The organism is Rhodococcus sp. ACPA1, from assembly GCF_002300195.1.
Lineage (GTDB): Bacteria > Actinomycetota > Actinomycetes > Mycobacteriales > Mycobacteriaceae > Rhodococcus_F > Rhodococcus_F opacus.
In genome coordinates, this window is sequence record NZ_NSDX01000014.1 from 283,963 (window position 1) to 304,896 (window position 20,934).

Sequence of the window (20,934 nt, forward strand, 5' to 3'; positions counted from 1 at the left end):
GGACATGGGCGGCCTCCGTCGCGCTGTGCGGGTAGCGGCGTGGCACGCTTTGTCCGCAGCACCGCCGGTGCTCGGTGGTTGTGGTCGGGCGGGTCGGAGGACGGGTGTGGACGTGGCAGCGAGGTCATCGACATCGTCGGTGAAGCGGCAGGCTCAGGCCTGGCTGCTCGAGGACATCACCGAGGAACCGGCCGGACATCAAGGACCGCACCGAACGGCATCGAAACAAGAGCACAAACATCCCTGGTGGAAGGTGATGTGCCTGACCGGCGTCGACTACTTTTCGACGCTCGGCTACCAGCCCGGGATCGCTGCCCTGGCGGCCGGAACCCTGGCCCCGCTGGCGACCGTCGTGCTCATCGCGCTCACCCTGCTCGGCGCCCTGCCCGTCTACCGGCGCGTGGCCCGCGAAAGCCCCCGCGGGGAAGGGTCCATCGCGATGCTCGAGAAACTCCTTCCCCAATGGGGCGGCAAACTTTTCGTGCTGGTACTGCTCGGGTTCGCCGCCACCGATTTCCTGATCACGATGACCCTGTCCGCCGCCGATGCCAGCGCGCATCTGATCGAGAACCCCTTCACCCCGCACTTCTTCTCTGAGCACGCGGTCGCCGTGACGCTGGTGCTGCTGGCGCTTCTCTCCGCGGTGTTCCTGCGCGGGTTCACCGAGGCCATCGGCATCGCCGTCGCCCTGGTCGCCGTGTACCTGGCGCTCAACCTGGTGGTCATTGCCACCGGCCTCTGGCACGTGATCTCCGCCCCGTCCCTGGTCACCGACTGGACCTCGGCGATGACGACCGAACACGGCAACCCGGCGATGATGATCCTGCTCGCGTTGATCGTCTTCCCCAAACTCGCCCTCGGCCTGTCCGGCTTCGAGACCGGGGTGGCCGTGATGCCCCAGATCCAGGGCGAACGAAGTGACACGGACGCCAATCCGGAAGGCCGTATTCGCGGCGCCCGCACACTGCTGACCACCGCTGCGCTGACCATGAGCGGGTTCCTGCTCACCTCGAGCGTGGTTACCACCATCCTGATTCCGGAAGATGAGTTTCAACCCGGCGGGCAAGCCAACAGTCGCGCGCTGGCCTACCTGGCCCACCTGTACCTCGGCGAAGCCTTCGGCACCGTCTATGACGTGAGCACGATCTTGATTCTGTGGTTCGCCGGCGCCTCGGCGATGGCGGGGCTGCTCAATCTCGTTCCGCGCTACCTTCCCCGGTACGGGATGGCGCCGGCCTGGGCGCGGGCGGTCCGCCCGCTGGTGCTGGTCTTCACCGTGATCGCGGTGACCGTCACCGTGTACTTCGACGCCGACGTCGATTCCCAGAGCGCCGCCTACGCCACCGGTGTCCTGGTGCTGATCACCTCCGCCACCGTCGCCGTCACCCTGTCCGCCCGCCGCCACGGTCAGCATCGCCGGGTGATCGCATACAGCGCCATCGCCGCCGTGTTCGCCTACACCACCGTCGCCAACATCGTCGAACGCCCCGACGGGGTGAAAGTGGCGGGATTCTTCATCGCCGCGATCATCGTCGTCTCCTTGCTTTCCCGGATCTCCCGGTCCTTCGAACTGCGGGCCACCTCCGTCGAGTTCGACGAAACCGCGCTCCGATTCCTCACCGAGGCCGCCGCCACCGGCACCGTCGACATCGTCGCGCACGACACCGACCGCCTCGACGAGGACGAATACCGCGACAAGGAAACCCAGCAACGAGCCGAAAGCCATATCCCCGAATCCGAATCCATCCTCTTCCTCGAAGTGAACGTCACCGACTCCTCCGACTTCAGCACCGACCTCGTCGTCCACGGCCGCCAACGCGACAAATACCGGATTCTATGGGTCGACAGTCCCGCGATCCCCAACACCATTGCCGCCGTCCTGCTTCGAATCCGGGACATCACCGGCGTCAACCCGGATGTGTACTTCGAATGGACCGAAGGCAACCCGCTCGTCAACCTGCTCCGGTTCCTGTTCATCGGCGAAGGGGAAGTCGCCCCCGTAGCCCGAGAAGTACTCCGGCGAGCAGAGCCGAACCGGCAGCAGCGACCGCACGTGCACGTCGGATGAAGCTCTCAAATCCGGGAGAATCGGACGCATCACCGTTTCGAACATGGCCCATACAGACGCAGAGGGTCCTCGCGGACCGCTGGCGGTGTCTAGAGCCGAGCGGGTAGCCCACTCGATGCCGACGCCCTGCCTGTCACATGGAATGTGCCTTTGGGGCGACCCATTGACCACCAGCACCTTGCCATCTACTGCCTCGGCCCGGTCCACTGGGTAACCATCCGCGAAGCCTTCCACGCACCGTCGGGCACACCGACGCCCGAGATGTGCTGCGCTTCCACGAATCCGAGTCCATGGACGAAAATTATGCGTCCGCGGCGCCGCAGCCGTCACCGCATGCCTTCACGCGGTGTCCACCACGCTGGCCGAGGTCGACGCGATCGTGGCTGCCCCGGCCCGCCTGGGATTCCGGGCGGACTTGGCGGGGCAGCTGGGGATACCCGACGGATCACTGTCGCCGACGACGAGCGCATGCACACCGCAGCACTGGTTGCCGGACTCGACCAGGGCGACCATCGCCTGCCCGCTGGCACCCGCACCTTGTTCGTCGCCGCGGGTGGGGCGTGACCGCGGGCGCCGCCCTCTATTACGAGCCGCCGGTGTCCGTGTCGTACAAAATGAACTGACGCAATCGCAGAAGGTAGTCGACGAACTCCCCCGACGTGCGTACTTGTGGACCGGTCCTGTGGGAGACACGGTCGGAAGACGTGAGACAGCCGGCGGTGCTTGTGATGGGTGCCCCGCCATTCCCTGACGTGCTGGGAGTCGTGGAAATTCGCTCCGGAGACACCTGACGAGGGTTTACTGCGTTGCAGGGGGGACGGCGGCGGCCGAGCTGAAGCGGGCGGCCCGCCGGTGCACCCGGTGCGGATGATTGCGCCACCGCGGCGGGGGGAGATGACGGATCGGCTCCGAATAGAAGACGGCTTTGCCGAACTCGATCAACACCAGATACGCAATGACCATTGCGACGAGAACGAGGAAGAACCCGACCGGTAAGGCAGTGAAGCCCAGCTCCGTCGCCCAGGGCGACATCGTGACGGCAACTCCGACTGCAAGGACGCCGGCCACCGTGGCCACCAGCACCGGACTGGGTCGACTGCGCAGGAACGGAATCCGTCTGGTGCGGATCGCGAACACGATCAGCGTCTGCGTGGCGAGTGACTCGACGAACCAGCCGGTGTGGAACAGTTCCGGCCCGGCATGGAACATCCCCAGCATGATGGCAAAGGTCACGAAGTCGAACAGGGAGCTGATCGGCCCGAAGAACAGCATGAACCGGCGGATGAACGCGATATCCCAGTGCGAGGGAGCATGAAGCTGTTCGGTGTCCACCCGGTCGGCGGGGATCGCGAGCTGGCTGGTGTCGTAGAGAAGGTTGTTCAGCAGGATCTGCCCCGGCAGCATCGGGAGGAACGGCAGTACCGCGGAGGCCGCTGCGGCGCTGAACATGTTCCCGAAGTTGCTTGACGTGCTCATCAACACGTACTTGATGGTGTTGGTGAACGTACGCCGTCCTTCCGTGACGCCGTCCGCGAGCACACCGAGGTCTTTCTCGAGCAACACCACATCGGCGGCGTCCTTCGCGACGTCGGTGCCGGAATCGACGGAGATGCCGACGTCCGCCGCGTGCAGGGCAAGCGCGTCGTTCACGCCATCGCCGAGGAACCCGACAGCCCGGCCATGGGTGCGCAAGGCGTTGACCAGGCGCGCCTTCTGTTCCGGGGACACTCGGGCGAACACGGTGTGCCCGACTGCGGCATCGCCCAGTGCCGTGTCGTCGAGGCCCTCCAATTCGGCGCCCGTGATGCTGCCGGTGGAGGTCAAACCGAGTTCCGCGCAAACCTTTTCGGCGACTTTTGGGTTGTCGCCGGTGGCCACCTTGACGGTGATCCCCAGGTCGGCGAGCCTCGCCAACGACGGTGTGGCGGACGTTTTCGGCTGGTCCAGAAAGACGAGGAATCCGGTCAGGGTGAGATCGCGCTCGTCGCCGACCTCGATCCGGTCGTGGGCGACACCGACCGGTTTCGCGGCGACCGCGACGACCCGGTTACCCTGCGCGAACAGTGTGTCGAGCATCGACCGGGCGGCCGTCCCGGCCTCCGCACACCGTTCGAGCACCGTTTCGGGGGCACCCTTGACCACGATCGTCCGGGTCCCGCCGGGCCCGCACACCAACGACGACGTCATGCGCCGCTGATGATCGAACGGTAAGGTCGCCAGCCTGGTGTAGGCGTCGGCGACGGGACCGGTCGATCCGGCGGCGGCCCAGAGTGCGGTGTCGAGCGGATTGGTTCCGAGATGGCCGGCGGACGCCGCCTCTACTTCGGTGGCGAGCAGGCCCTCGAGAAGCGCGTCCGGTGCGGGACCGCCATGAGGGTCGAGCGCCTCGACGAAACTGATGCGGCCGTCGGTGAGGGTGCCGGTCTTGTCGGTGACCAGGATGTCGATATCACCCAGGTCCTCGATACACACCAGTCGTTTGACCAACACCTTCCGCTGGGCCAGTCGCCGGGAACCGGCGGCCAATGCGGTGCTGACCACGGCAGGAAGCAACTGGGGGGTGACACCGATGGCAATCGCGAGGGAAAACAGCAGCGACTCGATCAGCGAGCGGCGAAGGAGCAGGTTGGTCACCAGGATCAACGTCGTCAGGGCGAACGCCACCTGCAGAAGCAGGACAGAGAAGCGGCGCAGTCCGGCCTGGAATTCGGTTTCCGGTTCCCGTTCCCCGAGCCCCACGGCAATGCGCCCGAACTCGGCGTCCGCGCCGGTGGCGACCACCACTCCGGTGCCGGTGCCGGCGTGCACGATGGTTCCCATCAAGGCGCAGCTCGTGAGATCGCCGAGGGAGCTGTCCGTCGGCACCGGGTGGGCCGTTTTCGTCGCCGGAGTGGACTCTCCGGTCAGCACACTCTCCTCGCACTCGAGATCCGCGGTGTCCAGGAGCCGCAGGTCGGCGGGAACGACCTCACCGAGAACGAGGCGGACGATGTCTCCGGGTACCAGGGTGATGACATCCACCCGGATCGGGGTGCCGTCCCGGAGCACCATGGCGGTGTGCCGCATCCGCGAATGCAGGGCAGCGCTGGCCTTTGCGGCCCGGTACTCGTTGACGAACCCGAGACCGACGCTGCCGAGCAGAATGGTCCCGATGATCAGTGCGTCGCTGCGGTCGCCCAGAAAATACGATGCCACTGCGGTGAGGGCCAGCAGGAGTAGCAGAGCGCTGCGCAGTTGTCGTCCGAGAACCGCGAATGCGTTGACTCTGTAGGTTCGCACGGAATTCGGTCCGGAGCGGTCCAACCGTCTTGCGGCCTCGGCGGCCGCCAAGCCGCGGCGCGACGATTCGAGCGTGTGGAGAACATCGTCTGCGGCATCGGATGCCGCCGCCCCCACGGGAAGGTGGGTGGGCGAGGGTCCTCCCGCGTCCACTGTTGGTCGGCGCGTTCGTGTGCTCACGGGGGTACGCCTCGCTGTCACAAGGACCGCGGTCGGGTTGCGCGAGTGGGTCCGCCGGCCAGATCGCGGATCGTGAGCAGCATCTTCCGGCTCATGACGAAGCCGATGGGTTCGAGAAGAAGCGGCCCGAACGTCAGCCGACTGGACACTGTCGGCCCATAGTTGCCGCGGCCCCGTTCGATCAACCGGGTGTGCCGGTCGTCGACGCGCAGAAGGTGGAACGCCCAGATCGATGCGTCACCGGTATCGGGGTTGGCTCCGCGCAGAACGAGCCGCGAATTCGGTTCGACCACGGCGACGGTCAGCGGCGGAGCCTTCGGGTGTAACCGAACTCCGTCACCGACTCCGAGTTTCTGGTAGTCGGGGAGAATCGTGTCGGTGTTGTGCACACGGCAGCCGATGAGATTTTCCAGGCCCTGATCGCTGTCGAATCCGCCCCGTCCCTGGCCGAGTTGGGCGATCCAGGGCCATACCTGCTCCGGGGTCGCATCGATCGTGACGGCATGGGTGTATCCCCAACGCGAATGGGGGATCAGCTCGTCGCCCGGCATCGCTGTTTCCGTCTCCGCGGTGGTGGCACCCCAACTGGTGCGCCTGCGTCGCAGGACTTTCGTGGCGAGGACATGCCCGGCAATTTGCGCACCCCAGAGCGCCCGGACGAGAATTGCCAGCCGGGTCACCGCGTCGGCTCCGCGTCTGACCAATGTGCCGGACACACCGACGTCAATGACTGTTGCCCCGCCGATCGCGGCCTCTCGTCGGTATACCCGCGTGGGAATGTGGGGATCAGAATCGTCATCTTGTCGGCTCCGTCACCTCGAGGTTCACGTTCCATCATCGAGGTGACGGAGACCGCAACGACAGGGTATTTCGACCTTCCCGGCACGACCGGTCCGCTGTCAGCTGCAGAAGTCGGCTGCACGCGTTCGATACTCGACTACACGCCGGAGCCGTGGGGTGTCTCAATCGTTTGTCGGCGGTGGTACAGACCGAGCCGACGGAGGCCGGTGTCCGCTTTCGGGGTGGGCGGCGGTGAAGGCTTCTCCAACGGCGGGGCCTAATCGGCCGCGGTCGGGTACGGGGATGCCGCGGTCGCGGGCCCAGGCGCGGACCTTGTCGGCGAATGTTGCGGGCCGGCTCCGGTTGAGTGCGTATATCGCCCAGTAGCGGTCCTCGACCACGACGGCGGGGCGGGGCAATGCGGCAAGCTCGGCGAGGGCGTAGCGCAGATACCAGGTCGGTGAGGGATTTGCGTTCGACCGAGGCGATCAGGGTGTCATCGCGCAGCAGTCCGTAGTCTCCGCAGGGCGTGGCGCGTTTGACGGTGGTGACTTGCTGGTCGGTGAACCGGCACGGGTATCGCTCGTGCGAGTCGACGACGATGTGCAGGTCGGTAATCCCGGCGGCGCGGGCGGTGGGGGTGCGGACCTTCGATCGGGCTTGTTTGCGGGTGCGTGGGGACCGCCAGAATTCGATGTCGAGGCCGCGGGCGGTGGTGAATTCGATCTGGGACGGGTTCTCCGTGCCGAGCCTGCAGTTCGGTTCTCTCGGGTCACCGGGCGGCGCAAACCGACATCGAATGCCGAAGTCCTATATTTAGCCTGCTCCTGACACTTCCGGCAGTGGTGCGGACCAGGTCAGTCGGGTACCACCGGTGGTGGGGGTGGTGAGGGTGCAGGTGCCGCCGGCCTGTTCGGCGCGGGTGGTGAGGTTGTGCAGGCCGCTGAGCGTGACGACCGGGGCGATGCCAGTGCCGTCGTCGGTGACGCAGAGGGTGAGGTCGTCGTCGACGGAGACGGTGACATCCACCTGGTGGGCGTGGGCGTGGTGGACGACGTTGCTCAGTGCTTCCCGCAGCACCGCTTCAGCGTGGTCGGCGAGGGGTCCGGTGACCACGCTCAGTGGCCCGGTCATCCGCACCGTGGTGCGCAACCCGCTCTCACCGGTTTGTTCGGTGATGATCGCGGTCAACGCCGGGCGCAGCGCGAACCCGTCGGCCTCTCCGCCGTGCAGGTCGAAGATGGCGGTGCGGACGTCGGTGATGATGTCTTGGACATCGTCGATCATCTCCGACAGCCGTTGCCGGGCCTCGGGGACGCGGCTGCGGCCGTGGGCGCTTTGCAGGTGCAGGCCGTGCGCGAACAGCCGTTGGATGACGTGGTCGTGCAGATCCCGGGCGATCCGGTCCCGCTCGGCGATCAGGGACAGGGCGGTGAGTTGGCGTTGATCGTCGGCCAGTTTCAGCGCCAGGGCGGCCTGGTCGGCGAAGGCCGCGGCCAGCGGCAGTTGCCGGTCGTCGAACGGTGCCCGGCCGCGGGTGCGGATCAGGGCGAGGACCCCGGTCACCGAGTCCGCGGACACCCGCAGTGGCAGCAGCAGGGCCGGACCACCGTGCGGGCCGGCGTCGCTGATCTCCGGCACCCGGGTCAGTGTCCCGGTGCGGTAGACCCGCCCGGTAGCCGTGTCGTCGACGCCGATCCGCATACCGGGCACGCTCGGATCGGTTCCGGCGTATGCGGTCACGGTGAGGGCGGTGACGTCGGCGGAGGCTTGCTCGACATCGTCGGGTCGGGCGATCAGGACGTGATCGGCGCCGGCCAGGTGGCGGGCCCGGCGGGCGATCAGGTCGAGCACCTCGCTCGGGTCGATGGCGGCGAGCAGTTCGCCGCGGATCTCGCTGGTGGCCTGCTGCCACTGCTGGCGCTGGCGGGCTTGTTCGAACAGGCGGGCGTTGTCGATGGCGATCCCGGCCGCCGCGGCGAAGGCTTGGATGAGGTCTTCGTCGCCCTCGGTGAAGGACAGACCTGCGGCTTTGTCGGTGAGGTAGAGGTTGCCGTAAACCTGCCCGCGAATGCGGACCGGCACGCCGAGGAAGGTGCGCATCGGCGGGTGATGTGCGGGGAACCCCACAGAAGCGGGGTGCCCGGCGATGTCGTCCAGACGGAGCGGTGCGGGGCGCTCGATCAGCAGGCCGAGCAGCCCGTGCCCGGTCGGCAACTCCCCGATCAGAAGGCGAGTCTCGTCGTCGACGCCCGCGTAGACGAATTCCTGCAACCGGTCTCCGCTGTGGTTGAGCACGCCGAGGGCCGCGTATCGGCAGTCGACCAGCCTGATCGCGGCGTCGACGATCCGCCGCAGGGTCGCTGCCAGGTCCAGCCCAGAGGAGATGGTGAGTATCGCCTCGAGCAGTCCGTCGAAGTGTTCCCGGGCGATGGTCATCTGCTCGATGCGGTCCTGCATCTCGGTCAGCATCTGACGTAGCCGCATCTGCGAGAGTGTGTCGAGCAGGAGTGATTCGTCGTCTCCTGGCATCGTCACCAGCTTTCTGCGCCGCTTCCTGACACGCCCGCCGTGCAGGCGCGGCGGCGTAGCCCGACGGCGGCGCGTGTATCCGGGGGATATCCCCTTTTCGTCGGGGTCAAACCCGGCCGCGGGAGGGGGATGCGACCTGGTGACTGTGAGCGACCGGGGCAACGACTCAGGACTCTAACCCTGCCGGGACGGCACGGTCATGCTGAGGAGGTAGACGCACGCACCCGACCGTCGCGTCTGGAAAGAAGACCACAGCGTGATGCGTACCTCCGGCCGTGACGGCACCCTGACCCCGACCGAATGCGTCCACGCGTTGCGGTCGGTGCCCACGGGTCGTCTGCTCTACACCAAGGATGCCCTGCCCGCGGTGCGGTTGGTGACCTTCGCCGCCCCCCATTCCGAGATCGTCATCGCGACCGACAACGAGTCCTGGTTCGGCCGCTTCGATCGGACGTTCGTCGCATTCGAGGCCGGCCACGTCGAGTCGGGAACCCGCGCCGGGTGGAGTGTGGTCGTGCTCGGTCACGCCCGCACCGCCACAGGCTCGGAGTATCTGTCCGGGTTCGACCACACCGGCCCCTCCCCGTGGACGATCCGACCCTCCGACGGTTACCTGGTCCTCGACATCGAGTACGTCACCGGACACCGGCTGACCCTGCCCCGGCTGGCAGGCGACCAAAGATTAGGGCTCCCACCGCTGTGACCGTCGTCGGACATGGCGTCGGTGGCGGCGATGCGATCACCACCGACTTCACCGGCACAGTGCCGCAGAAGGCACGCTACGGAGGTAGCGCATGACCAGATTCCCTTCTCGGTGCACCGGATCCCACCGACACCGGCACCTTCGCGGCGGTGCAGCCTGACAGGGTAATCGACATCCCGCACACCCGAATTCGTTCTCGGCGAGAAAGTGTCGACGTCACCGTTCAGGCACTCGACTCTTCGTCTCGGGGCACGCTCAGCTCATCGCATCGGACGGGGCGGCACGTGCCACCGTCGTGTGGGTGACGATGCTCCCACTCGGTGCGGTCGCAGCGAGCCCATTTCCAGGGGGCGAAGGGCACCCGTCCGGGCGTCCTTGGCGGCCGGTGTCCGCATGCCGTCCACGCACCCGCCGTGGACCGCGGCCGAGAAGGTGCTCTCTCTGTCACTTCTGCCGATGACCTTGTGCTCTACGCCGCGCGCCCTGGGTGCGGAAGACTCGGATTCAGTAAGGATGGCCGAGGAGGCACGGGATGAATATCCATCAGTCATCCGCATCACGCTGGTGGAGACTGACTCCGTGGAGCCGAAATCCCCTCATGCGGGCCAGGGACCGTCTCGATGCCGTCGTCGCGGCGGTCGTGATCACCTTCGTCCTGATCATGGTCCCGTTCGCGGCGGCGTTCGGAACGGTGACCAACACCCGCCTGAACGATCAGTCCCGCGCCGACCTGCAGAGCGGACATGCACAATCTGCTGTTCTCATCGACGATCCGCACCAAGTCCTCGTGGGGGGTGCGGCCGGTGACGCCCCGGACACCGAAGACCATGCGACGGCGTAGTGGCCTGCGCCCGATGGCACCCTCCAGTCCGCCGACGTGGAAACCCGGCACGGCGCCCACCGCGGCGACATTGTCTCGGTGTGGATCGATCCTGACGGTCACGTGGTCGACGAGCCCCGATCGGGCCTGGAGAACGCGGCGATCGCCGTCAGCGCCGCATTGTCGGTGTGGGCCACCGCCGCGGTTGGTTCCTTCCTGCTGCTCTGCGGGGTCCGGTGGGTGAATACGCGAAGCCGGATGCGCCAGTGGGATCGAGAATGGAACGATGTCGGCCGCACACCGGGATGGCCGGTCAGCTGACGATCTCCGCCCGGCGGGGCCACTGGATCGGATTGTCATCGGCGGGACCACGAGGCTGCCGACGGGGCGAGATCATCGAATTCTCGTGCACCGCAACACTCCTGCGGGGGTAGCCGGACCGCCTTCATGTCAGATAGGCGACGGTTTCTCGTCGGTGCCAGCCGAGCCGGCGTCGTCCCCGTCAGCGAACATCGCCTGGATCCGTTGAAGGATCTCCGGCGTGCTCAGTGCTCGGCGGGTGGGAATGCAGTGATGCGGTGCGCTCACCGAAGAAGCCTGCAGGCGTGTCTTGTGGGTACTCTCAGTCGCACAGATGTGGCCGAGCGGTGGTCAAGGCGCGGGCACCGATCCCGGTCACTATCAGTGTTCCTACCCACGCGACGGTTCGGCTAGGGGACAAAGTCCTTTCCGCCGACCCCACCGGACCCGGGGCGGGGGGCCATCATCATGGTCACCGTCGGCATCATCCAGTTCTTCCAGGGTGTCGCCGCCGTCGCCGAGAACGAAGTGTTCCTGGTCGGGGTGGGATACGTTGACACTCACCACCTGGGGCCGGCTCCACATCATCCGCGATTCCCCGCAGCCGTGGCCCTCACAGTCCGACACCCAGCGGACAACAAGGAGAGCGTTTCCGGTCAATGACATCGAAATAGGGGACAGCGGGCCGGACCTCGGCGGGCTCCGGGCCCGGGGCGTGCTTTCCGAGGACGAGTTCAACGCCGAAGCCAAGATCCTGGCGTCGTAGCCCCCAGGCCGCGGCACCCACTGTGCCCGAGGGAAGGGAAGTGCAATTTCGACATCCGCAGGAGCCGAAGAACCGGTGGCGCATCCGAGCCGGCCCGAACGCGCACGACGAGGGGTGGACGCCCGCCGAGACACCCCGCTGGCGGCGCTCGCGGAGCATCATGTCGCCGAGCGGCGCGACCCGGTCGGCCTCCTCGAGCAGCAGGCGGCGGACCGGGTCCCCGAATTGGTCCCGCTCCGGTACGGGCGGATGGCGGCCACACCGTTCACCTTCTACCGCGGCGGCGCCGCGGTCATGGCCGCCGATCTGTCCCGCTCGCCCACCACGGGCCTGTCGGCGCAGCTCTGCGGGGACGCGCACCTGAGCAACTTCGGTGTGTTCGCCACCCCGGAACGCAAGCTGGCGTTCGATGTGAACGACTTCGACGAGACGTATCCGGGGCCCTTCGAATGGGACGTCAAACGCCTGGTCGCCAGCCTCGCGGTCGCGGCCAACGAGAACGGCTTCAGCGGCAACAAGCGCAGGAAGATCATCCGTGCCTGCGTTGCCGAGTACCGCGAAACCATGGCCCGGCAGGCGGAACTGGCAAACCTGGCGGTCTGGTACTCGCACAGCGAGCCCACCGCGGACCTGACCGAGCTCCGTGACGAGCTCGGCAAGGCGAAGAGGAAACGGGCGCGCGCTGCGCTGGAGAAGGCCCGCCGCCGTGACAGCGTGCAGGCCTTGTCGAAACTGACCGCCGTGGTGGACGGCCGAAGGCGCATCGTCAGCACCCCACCACTGATCGTTCCGATCGAGGAGTTGTACGGCGGTGAGGACGTCGAATCGTTGTATCGAGACATCCAGCGGCGACTCGACACCTATGCCCAGACCCTGCAATGGGATCGGCGGCTGCTCTACGACCAGTTCCAGATGGTGCAGATTGCCCGCAAGGTGGTCGGGGTCGGCAGTGTGGGCACCCGCACCTGGATCGTCCTGATGGCCGGAGCAGACACCGGCGATCCGTTGTTTCTCCAGGTGAAGGAGGCGAAGCCGTCGGTGTTGTCGGCGTACGTCGAGGGCCGGCCGTTCGCGACCGAGGGCGAGCGCGTCGTCCACGGCCAGCGGTTGATGCAGGCCGCCAGCGACATCTTTCTGGGCTGGGAACGCGGGCCGGATCGCGATGGCGTCGAGCACGACTTCTACATCCGGCAACTGCGTGACGGCAAGGGGTCGGCGGTGGTCGAATCCCAGACCCCCCCGACTGATGAAGCTGTACGGGCGGATGTGCGGTCGGGCCCTCGCCTTCGCCCACGCCCGCGGGGGCGACCGGATCGCCATCGCCGCCTACCTCGGGGACGGCACCGATTTCGACCATGTGATGGCGGAATTCGCCGACACGTATACCGACCAGAACGCCCGAGACCATGCAGCACTGCTCGAGGCCATCACCGCGGGTCGCATCACGGCCGACACCGGACTCTGAGTCGCGCTCGACACGGCGTCCGAACATCATCGGTGATGGCAGGACTACGAGACCGTGGGTAGACGCGCGTCAGTCGCCCTCTGGCCCTTCGCCGGAGGCCGGTGGTGCGGGCTCCGGTATGCGCCTCATGCGGAACGAATTGAACACCCCGATGAGACCGGCGAGGATGGGGATGAGCAGGGCGATTTGAAGGGCGAGCGGTCGTGCGTCGGTGTTGATGCGGATGATCTCGTCCTGAATCTCCGGGGGCTGGTCGACGAGCAACTGTTCGAGCTGGGTGTTGCTCATGACTTCGGCGTCGTCCTCGAGCACCTGCGCCACCTGTTGCTGCTCGGCCGGCGGGAGCACGGTGCTCGACTCCGCCATCGAGGTGAAGGTGAAGGACAGCGTTGCCAGCATGATGGCGCCGGCGAACGCCAGCCCGAACGAGAGCCCGAACGATCCCGCCGCGGAATTGACGCTGGCGGCCTCGCTGATCCGCTCCTCCTCGATCGGTGCCAGCGTGTAGTTGTTGAGTTGAGACACCAGCAACCCCAACCCGGATCCGGCGATCACCAACGGGATCACCAGGCCCCAACCGAACTCGGCGCGCGGCACGATCGGGATCAGCGCCGCGATCCCGATCGTCAGAAGCACGAATCCCCACCGGATGATGCTGCTCGGGCGCCGGTCGCCCGCCTTCTTGCCCGCGAGCACCGCCACTGCGAACATGCTGAGCGAGAGAGGTGCGAGGGACAAGCCTGCCTGCATCGCGTTGTACTCGAGCACCATTTGCAGGTAGATCGGCAGCGCGATCATCGTGCCACCCAGGGCGATCTGCTGGAGCATCTGCCCAGAGATGCCCAGTCGGAAGACCTTGGAGCGGAACAGGTCCGGGTCCAGCAGTGCCGGCTTCCCTTGACGTTTGCGCCGCACGAGCCAGTACGCCAGCACAGCCATCGCAATCGCACCGATCACCAGGAGCGCACCAACGGATTCGCCACCCTCCTGCCACACCAGGATTCCGAGCACGATCCCGCCCATGCCCAGAACGGAGAGGGCCGCGCCCACCAGGTCGATGACTCGGGGTCCGGTGTAGGGCACGTCGCGGACCAGTTTGATGCCGGACAGGACGACCGCGATGATGACGACTTCGAGCACGAACCCGACGCGCCACGAGAGGTAGGTGGTGATGAAACCGCCGAGCAGCGGTCCGACGGCGGCGGCGATCGCGGCCGCCGCCCCGACCAGGGCGTAGACCTTTTTCTGAGCGGCGCCTTCGAAGTTGCCGTGGATGAGGGACTGCATGGCGGGCAAGAGGAGTGACGCGCCGATTCCACCGAGTATTGCCCAGAAGATGATGATCGCGGTCAGGCTCTGTGCGAGTGCCATCGCCGACGCACCGACTGCGTAGCCGAGCAGGCCCAGCACATACGCCCGTTTGCGTCCGATGAGATCGCCGACCTTGCCACCGATGAGGATGAACGCGGCGGATACCAGCGCCTCGAGTGCGATCGCCGCCTGGACGCCGCTGACGGTCGTGTCGAGGTCGCGAACCACCGAGGAGATCGACACGTTCATCAGTGATGTGTCGACGACGAGGACGAACATCGCCATCGCCAGCAGCAGTCCGAGCAGGCGTTGCGGGCCCGCTGCCTTCTCGGAGGGATCGCTGGTCGTCGGTCCTTCGGTCATCACAGACCCACCGCCGCGGCTGTCATGACGTCGAGCCGGACGGGCGTGTGAGCGCGAGACCGTGTCGGCCTGCCGATCGGTCGCCCGCGCTGACCTGCGGACACGAGGTGGGACGGTGATCGACGGGGAGCTACCCAAGACGTCACGGCCACCTCCTGCGCCCACCGCCCTGGTCAGGCCATCGAACCCGGGACGGGAATGGGTGGGGTAGACGCGAGCGCGACGTCCATCCCGCAACACTGAGTGTCTCATGTGTGGGGCGACCTATCTAGAACGCAAGCCCCGGGCCGGGCATGAGCCAAACGGCTTTCCAGATACCCGACGTGCTCGGACGGGTTCAGAAGCCACAGAGCCGTTCCGAGGACCGATCGTCGCAATTTCGAGCCGACGGGCCGACATCGTCGTTGGTTTCTCCCCGGTTCGGACCGGCCGCCTGCGCCGCGGCAGTTACGGTGAGTACACACCTCGCCGAGGTCAGGAGTCGTCGTGCCCAAGCTGGAGATCAAGCGCAAGTCCGAGCTCTCCCGGAAAGAGGTGTCCGACCGGCTCATCGCGCTCGGACAGGCACTCGCGAGCGGCTCCGAGATGGAACTGGGCTCTGGCGGCGACTCGATCGAAATCGTCGTCGCCGACCGGGTCCGGTGGGAGTTCGAGATTGAGGTCGACGGCGACGAGACCGAGATCGAAATCGAAATCAGTTGGCGCGACGATCCGTCCGAGGAGTCGACGGCCGACGCGGAACCGGAATCGGAGAGTCCGCCTCCGATCACGAGTCCGGCTCCGGCCAAGACCACCGCGCGTCGTGAGCGGCCGCGCAAGACCACCGCCAAGTGATCTGTGCACATCGCCGCTGAGCCGGTACCCGGTGGGATCGCTACCCGGCGGGCGGCAGCGCGGCGGGTACGGCGGACGGCGAGACCGATTCGGTGATGTGCCGGCGGGCTGCTTTCTCGACGAGGAGAGGCACGAAGTCACGTACTCGCCCGTTCACGAACCGCTTGTGCATGTTCCGCACGGTGTTTTCGATGTCGACCGGTGGGATCGAGGGGTATCGCGTGATCAGGCGGGCGATGACCTGTTCGATCTGCAGCATTTCGTCATCTCCGCGCATTCATTCATCGTCTGCCCCGGAACGGACAAGGGGCAACACACGAAATGGCAACGACACGTAGGGTGGTCACCGGTTGATATCGGTGCTGCGCGAACTCATGTCGGTGAGATCGGTTCGAAGGGCCGGACTTCGTCGTCGCCGGGCCGGACCACCCCGGCCGATGATTCCGGCACCTCGTTCCACGCGCCTTCGAGGTCGCGGAGGGGCTCGGAGACCACGAAACGGGTCTCCCCGCCCAGGCGGTGCAGGACCTCGACTTCTGGGTGCAGTGCGCGCAGCTTCGCGACCTCGGTGGAGAAGAACAACGACCTCGACTGCCGCTCACTCGAATAGCGGAAGATCCACAGCGATTCGCCGTCGGTGGTCGCGACGGTCATCTGCACCGGATCCTCGACCCCATGGGCGCGGCCGACATCTTCGACGAAGCCGACCGCACGGGCCACGGCACCGAAGGGATCGTCGACGAGACCGAACGTCAGGGCGAGGAAGAACAAGGTTTCCGAATCCGTGGACCCCTCGATGTCGAGGAACAGGGCCGGGTCGACGGCCATCACCAGGTCGCGCCGGGTCTCGTGAAACCCGCGCAGTGCGCCGTTGTGCATCCACAACCACTGCCCGTGCCGGAAGGGGTGACAGTTGCTGCGCTGCACCGGCGTCCCGGTCGAGGCCCGCACGTGGGCGAGCAGCATGGGTGTTCGCACCTGACCGGCGATCTCCCGCAGATTGCTGTCGTTCCAGGCCGGTTCGATGCTCTTGTACACCGCCGGTTCGGTGCCTTCGCCGTACCAGCCGACACCGAAGCCGTCGCCATTGGTGGTCGTCGCCCCGAGACGTGAGTGCAGACTCTGGTCGATCAGCGAATGTTTAGGGCGGAACAACAGGTCCTCCGCGAGGATCGGCTCACCCGAGTACGCCATCCACCGGCACATACCTCAATTCAAGCAGAGCCGACCCTGTCTGCGACAGCCCTGACGGGCACAGACCCGCCCCTTCGTGAAGGGCGCGCACGGCCCCCCGAAGGCGATGACGGCACAGGATCAGCACGCGAAACAGTTTTCGCTCCTCGGTGGGGTCGACGCCGGATCGAGGGGCGGTCGTCGAGCCTGCGGGCTCGCGCTGAGTGTGTCAGCTGAGCGCCTTTGCCTTGACGGCGTCGAACTCGGCTTGGTTGATGGTGCCCGCGTCGAGCAATGCTTTTGCGTCGGCGATCTGTTCGGCAGCCGACTTCCCGGCCACCTCCCTGATGTAGTGGTCGGTCGCCTGCTTCGCCGCGCTCTGCGCCTCGAGTTGCCGTTCCGCCATGCCGGGGCCCCGGGCGATGAGGTAGACGAACACACTGAGGTACGGCAGCACGATCAGGAAGATGATCCACAGAGTCTTGCTGAGACCGGACATGCCGCGGTCGCGGAACAGGTCACCGAGGACGTGAAACAGGATCATCAGGTAGGCGACGAACGCGAACACCATCAGCGTGTACCAGATCAGTTCCCACAATGAATCCAACATGGTGTGACTCCTTCGAGTGCGGCAGCCCCGCATGTGAGCTGCCTGGGTGCAGAGCGATTCTCAGATGTGCCCGCTCACCAGGCAAGCATCCACCTCCCGGGGCCTGTCGTCGCTGGTTTCTGCGCAACTCACGCTCGCGGGCGCAGCCTGTGCGATCACCGCAGTCGAGGCGAGTGCGGCCCCGTCGCCGACCAGGATGTCGTCGAGGTGATCCGGGTATCTCGCTGCCAACACCTGCATTGCCGGAGGAGAATGATTCTCGCCAGGTAGTTTCGCGCCTTGACACGTAAAGGAACGGTCATGTCCGAGGACTCGGTGGTCAAGCAAGGTGTGGCAAAGGGAACGTCGATGGGCGGGGCGGTTCTTCTCGTCACCGTCGGCGTGCTCGAATTCTTCCAGGGGATCTCCGCGATAGCCAAGGACGACGTGATCGTCGTCGGCATCGAGTACACCTACCAATTCGACGTCACTACATGGGGATGGATTCATCTCGTGCTCGGCGTGATCGTTGCGGCCGTCGGTGTGGCACTGTTCACCGGGGCCACCTGGGCACGTGTCGGCGCGATGGTGCTGTGCGCCTTGTCGATCCTCGTCAACTTCCTGTGGCTGCCCTACTACCCCGTGTGGGCAATCACGATCATCGCGCTGAACGCCGTCGTGATCTGGGCGGTCGCCACCTGGAACCCCGAAGTGATCTGATCCGCAATGGAAGACGGCACGAGCACCGGCCCACTCGACAAGGACGAACGCACCGAACTCCTCCGGTTGCGCGACGAGGTGGCGACGCTGCGCGGACAGGCCGCGGGCGCCGCCGCCGGTGTTCCGGCAGAACCGGTCGCCCGCCCACCCCGGAACGGATTGCGCTGGACGGCCGTCACGATTCTGCTGGTCCTGGTCGCCGTTCTCGCACTCGCGTCGGTCACCGCACGCTTCACGAGAAGTCAGATCCTCGACACCGACCGCTACGTGAGCACGGTCGCCCCCCTCGGTGCGAATCCGGCCCTCCAGGCGGACATCACGAACCAGATCACCGACGAGATCTTCACTCGAGTCGACGTCGAGGGGCTCACCAAGGACGCACTCGAAGCACTGACCGACGTCTCGAATCTCGCAGCGAACGCTCCCCGGCTGGACGCGGCCGTGATCGGCCTCGCACCGGTGATCACGAGCCAGGCAAAGAACTTCGTCCACGACACCGTCAGCTCACTCGTGCAGTCCCAGCAGTTCGAGGACCTCTGGATCCAGGCGAACCGTTCGGCGCACAACGCGCTCGTGGCGGTGATGACGGGGAACTACGGTCTCAGCTCGGTGGAGGTCGACCAGAGCGGCACCGTCAGCATTTCTCTGGGCACCGTCATCGAGAATGTGAAGGCCGCGCTGACCGAGCGTGGTTTCGCGTTCGCCGACAAGATCCCCGCGGTCGACAAGCAATTCGTGCTGTTCCAGTCCCCCGAACTGGTGAAGGCGCAGCGCGCCGTCAATGCCCTCGACAAGGCGTCGGCGATCCTGCCGTGGCTGGGAATCGCCTGCGCCGCCGCCGCGGTCGCCGTCGCCCCCACCGGCCGGCGGCTGCGCGCGCTCTCCCTCGCCGGCCTGTCCATCGCCCTGGGAATGCTCGTCCTCGCGATCGGGATTCTCGTCGGACGCGCCATCTACCTCGACAGCGTCCCACCCGACATCCTGTCGCCCGACGCGGCGGCAGCGGTCATCGACACCGTCCTGGTACCGCTGCGGACGAGCCTGCGTGCGGTCGCCGTCCTCGGTCTGGTGATCGCGATCGGCGCCTTCCTCGTCGGCGGCTCGGCGTCCGCGACCGCCGTGCGTCGCGGCTATGGGCAGGCACTGGACTTCGCCCGCAAGTCCGGCGCCGGCCGACCGCCGAACGAAGTGGAACGGTGGGCCAACCAGCTTCGGGTTCCGCTGCGCTGCGCCATCATCGGCGTCGCGGCTCTGCTGCTGATGTTCTGGCGCTATCCCACCGGACTGGTCGTGTTGTGGATCGTGTTCATTGCCCTCCTCGCGCTGGCGGCACTCGAACTGCTCATCCGCCCGGCCCGCACGGCCACCGCGCAGGACGATGGGACGAAGGAGGACTCGGGATCTACGCCGGTGCCTTCGTCTTGAGCGCCTGGAACTCGGCGTCGGTGATCGTCCCGTGGGTTCGCGCAGGTACCGCGATCGGATCGGGTTGGACAAGAATCTTAAGGGTGGAGGAGCTTGCTGTACTCGCGTCGGTGCTCGGGGAGATCAACCGCCGCCTCGCCGAACTGAGGTGTGAGGGCGGGGAGCTGTCGGATGGTGATGATGCTCGCCGCCAGATCCTGGTGCGGGACCGCAGTCGCACCATCTTGTACCGCACGGCCGTGCGGACCGGACACATCGATCTGATCTCGCATCGCAGATACCGCACCCTGATCGCCGAGTACACACCCGACGGCCGGACTCGGCCAGGAATGGCGTGCGACGACGAATCCTGAACAAGGAACCTGGATTAGACGAACACCGCATGAGCAGCAAGCACTTCCGTCGCAGATTCTTGCGTCGAAGATGCGAAACACACGCGCGTGTTGACCCCGCCAAGCGACACCGACGTCAGCGGTTCCAGAGTTGGAGGAGTCGGCCTGCAGGCTGGGGGAGAGGATTCCGTGGTCGGTTCTCAGTCGTGGGTTGGGATCGGCGCCGTGGGCGCTGATGCTGGGATACCTGGCTGCTGCCGTTCGATCTCGTGCCCGACTTCATTCCGGTCGACAATCCTGTCGCGGGGACACCGGCTTCGCGCTCGTCCCGATGGCGCCGGACGCCCACTGGCTGCTCGCTTCGCCGAAATAGCTCTCGCCCTGCTGCTCTTCTCAGGTTTTTCGGTGGTCGGGCCGCGGTCCGCGCCACCGCGGCAGGGGTGGGGTCGTGGGGAGTCAGCGCACCGTACCGGGTGTCGTCCCGGGGGCGGTGTCGGTGGTGGTGGTGGTGCGGCGGCCGAGGAGCAGACCGAGGGCGATCATGGCGGCTCCGAGGGCGAAGTGCAGCCAGTTGTCGGCGGTGTTGACCGGAACGAAGTTGGCGGCACTGTCCATGTCGATGAACTTCCTCGGCAGCGAGGAACAGCGGATCGTCGCCACCGAGGACCTGCCGACCGGCGAGAACCTGCTCCTGGCCGCCTCGTTCGACAAGGACGGTGAGGATCCGCCCGGCATCGCCCACGGCACCCTGACCCTGTTCTACGGGGACCGGAAGGTCGGCGAGGGCCGGATCCGAACTCAGCCCGGCAAGTTCAGCATCGCCGGGGAGGGTCTCACCGCCGGCCGCGACACCGGGGAACCCGTCACCGACGACTACCCCGGCACCGCCCCGTGGGCGTTCACCGGCGGCACCCTGAACCGGGTGGCCGTCGACGTCAGCGGCGAACCCTACGTCGACCTCGAACGCGAAGCGGACGCCATGCTCTCGCGCGAATAACAGCAACCCGCGTCGAGCCGAGCGAGCCGCTCCGCGCCCGACGAGGCGGAGCCACCCTCCGGGCGATACGGGTTTTCGCCCGGAGGGTGACCCGTGCCGACGGACCTAGAGAACCGCACCTACCGAGGAACGGAGCAGGCAACCGCAGGGGGGTGCTTGCCCGGGCTGCCACCGTGCGGTGGTCGTGCGTGTAGCGATAGCTGCGGAACGCAGGTCGAACTCTCTGCCATCCAAGGATGACCACGCACCCATCGAGTCTCGAGTGGAGTACTACTTGATTGTCGACATCCACTCACC

Annotated in this window: 14 protein-coding genes and 5 pseudogenes; 10 read left to right on the forward strand and 9 right to left on the reverse strand. The window is 66.4% G+C overall.

All coding sequences use genetic code 11. The features are described from left to right. Positions 1-256 precede the first annotated feature (256 nt). On the forward strand, positions 257-2,068 hold the full coding sequence (locus tag CJ177_RS44295) for an amino acid transporter (protein WP_257015047.1): 1,812 nt from the start codon (positions 257-259) through the stop codon (positions 2,066-2,068). A 798-nt stretch (positions 2,069-2,866) separates the two neighbouring features. Here CJ177_RS44295 and mgtA read toward each other — a convergent pair. From mgtA to CJ177_RS44315, 4 genes and pseudogenes are all read right to left on the reverse strand, one after another. Then, positions 2,867-5,500: a magnesium-translocating P-type ATPase gene (mgtA, locus tag CJ177_RS44300; protein WP_179443471.1), complete on the reverse strand. Its 2,634-nt coding sequence runs from the start codon at positions 5,498-5,500 to the stop codon at positions 2,867-2,869. A gap of 44 nt (positions 5,501-5,544) precedes the next feature. Continuing rightward, positions 5,545-6,207, reverse strand: coding sequence for a hypothetical protein (locus tag CJ177_RS44305; RefSeq protein ID WP_095870999.1), 663 nt, complete (start codon positions 6,205-6,207; stop codon positions 5,545-5,547). 282 nt (positions 6,208-6,489) lie between these two features. Further along, positions 6,490-7,048: pseudogene (locus CJ177_RS44310) on the reverse strand (hypothetical protein); the annotation flags it as partial. A 75-nt stretch (positions 7,049-7,123) separates the two neighbouring features. Further along, positions 7,124-8,839, reverse strand: a complete 1,716-nt coding sequence (locus CJ177_RS44315) for a GAF domain-containing sensor histidine kinase (RefSeq protein ID WP_095870926.1) — start codon at positions 8,837-8,839, stop codon at positions 7,124-7,126. Between the two features lie 259 nt (positions 8,840-9,098). Here CJ177_RS44315 and CJ177_RS44320 point away from each other — a divergent pair, with 259 nt between their 5' ends. The 4 genes and pseudogenes from CJ177_RS44320 (at position 9,099) to CJ177_RS44330 (ending at position 12,893) form a co-directional block, all read left to right on the forward strand. Continuing rightward, a complete protein-coding gene (locus CJ177_RS44320) occupies positions 9,099-9,542 on the forward strand; it encodes a pyridoxamine 5'-phosphate oxidase family protein (protein WP_095870927.1) in 444 nt (147 codons plus the stop codon). A 532-nt stretch (positions 9,543-10,074) separates the two neighbouring features. After that, positions 10,075-10,683 (forward strand): annotated as a pseudogene (locus tag CJ177_RS44325) (hypothetical protein). Between the two features lie 532 nt (positions 10,684-11,215). After that, positions 11,216-11,428 (forward strand): SHOCT domain-containing protein, encoded by a 213-nt coding sequence (locus CJ177_RS47840; protein WP_179377812.1) that lies wholly within the window; start codon positions 11,216-11,218, stop codon positions 11,426-11,428. A gap of 45 nt (positions 11,429-11,473) precedes the next feature. Beyond that, positions 11,474-12,893 (forward strand): annotated as a pseudogene (locus tag CJ177_RS44330) (DUF2252 domain-containing protein). Positions 12,894-12,962: 69 nt separating this feature from the next. Here the strand turns inward: CJ177_RS44330 and CJ177_RS44335 are convergent. Beyond that, a complete protein-coding gene (locus tag CJ177_RS44335) occupies positions 12,963-14,567 on the reverse strand; it encodes an MFS transporter (protein WP_095870928.1) in 1,605 nt (534 codons plus the stop codon). A gap of 486 nt (positions 14,568-15,053) precedes the next feature. Here CJ177_RS44335 and CJ177_RS44340 point away from each other — a divergent pair, with 486 nt between their 5' ends. Then, on the forward strand, positions 15,054-15,401 hold the full coding sequence (locus CJ177_RS44340) for an amphi-Trp domain-containing protein (RefSeq protein ID WP_095870929.1): 348 nt from the start codon (positions 15,054-15,056) through the stop codon (positions 15,399-15,401). A gap of 40 nt (positions 15,402-15,441) precedes the next feature. On the opposite strand, the gene CJ177_RS44345 is transcribed toward CJ177_RS44340, so the two are convergent. From CJ177_RS44345 to CJ177_RS44355, 3 genes are all read right to left on the reverse strand, one after another. After that, positions 15,442-15,678: a three-helix bundle dimerization domain-containing protein gene (locus CJ177_RS44345; protein ID WP_095864855.1), complete on the reverse strand. Its 237-nt coding sequence runs from the start codon at positions 15,676-15,678 to the stop codon at positions 15,442-15,444. Between the two features lie 95 nt (positions 15,679-15,773). Continuing rightward, positions 15,774-16,595, reverse strand: a complete 822-nt coding sequence (locus tag CJ177_RS44350) for a class II glutamine amidotransferase (protein WP_095870930.1) — start codon at positions 16,593-16,595, stop codon at positions 15,774-15,776. A gap of 208 nt (positions 16,596-16,803) precedes the next feature. After that, positions 16,804-17,184 carry an SHOCT domain-containing protein gene (locus CJ177_RS44355; protein WP_095870931.1) on the reverse strand — a complete coding sequence of 127 codons (381 nt, stop codon included), beginning with the start codon at positions 17,182-17,184 and terminating at the stop codon, positions 16,804-16,806. Positions 17,185-17,484: 300 nt separating this feature from the next. On the opposite strand from CJ177_RS44355, the gene CJ177_RS44365 reads away from it, so the two are divergent. The 3 genes from CJ177_RS44365 to CJ177_RS44375 all read left to right on the forward strand — a co-directional run bounded on the left by CJ177_RS44365 (position 17,485) and on the right by CJ177_RS44375 (position 19,661). Continuing rightward, positions 17,485-17,883: a hypothetical protein gene (locus CJ177_RS44365; RefSeq protein WP_095864859.1), complete on the forward strand. Its 399-nt coding sequence runs from the start codon at positions 17,485-17,487 to the stop codon at positions 17,881-17,883. 6 nt (positions 17,884-17,889) lie between these two features. Further along, complete coding sequence (locus CJ177_RS44370; RefSeq protein ID WP_025431570.1) at positions 17,890-19,308, forward strand: hypothetical protein; 1,419 nt, start codon at positions 17,890-17,892, stop codon at positions 19,306-19,308. Positions 19,309-19,391: 83 nt separating this feature from the next. Further along, positions 19,392-19,661 (forward strand): hypothetical protein, encoded by a 270-nt coding sequence (locus CJ177_RS44375; RefSeq protein ID WP_095864861.1) that lies wholly within the window; start codon positions 19,392-19,394, stop codon positions 19,659-19,661. 435 nt (positions 19,662-20,096) lie between these two features. On the opposite strand, the pseudogene CJ177_RS49005 reads toward CJ177_RS44375, so the two are convergent. Further along, positions 20,097-20,261: pseudogene (locus CJ177_RS49005) on the reverse strand (DUF4383 domain-containing protein); the annotation flags it as partial. A gap of 1 nt (position 20,262) precedes the next feature. Between CJ177_RS49005 and CJ177_RS44385 the strand changes: the two are divergent. Next, positions 20,263-20,637 (forward strand): annotated as a pseudogene (locus tag CJ177_RS44385) (arylsulfatase); the annotation flags it as partial. Positions 20,638-20,934: the final 297 nt, after the last annotated feature.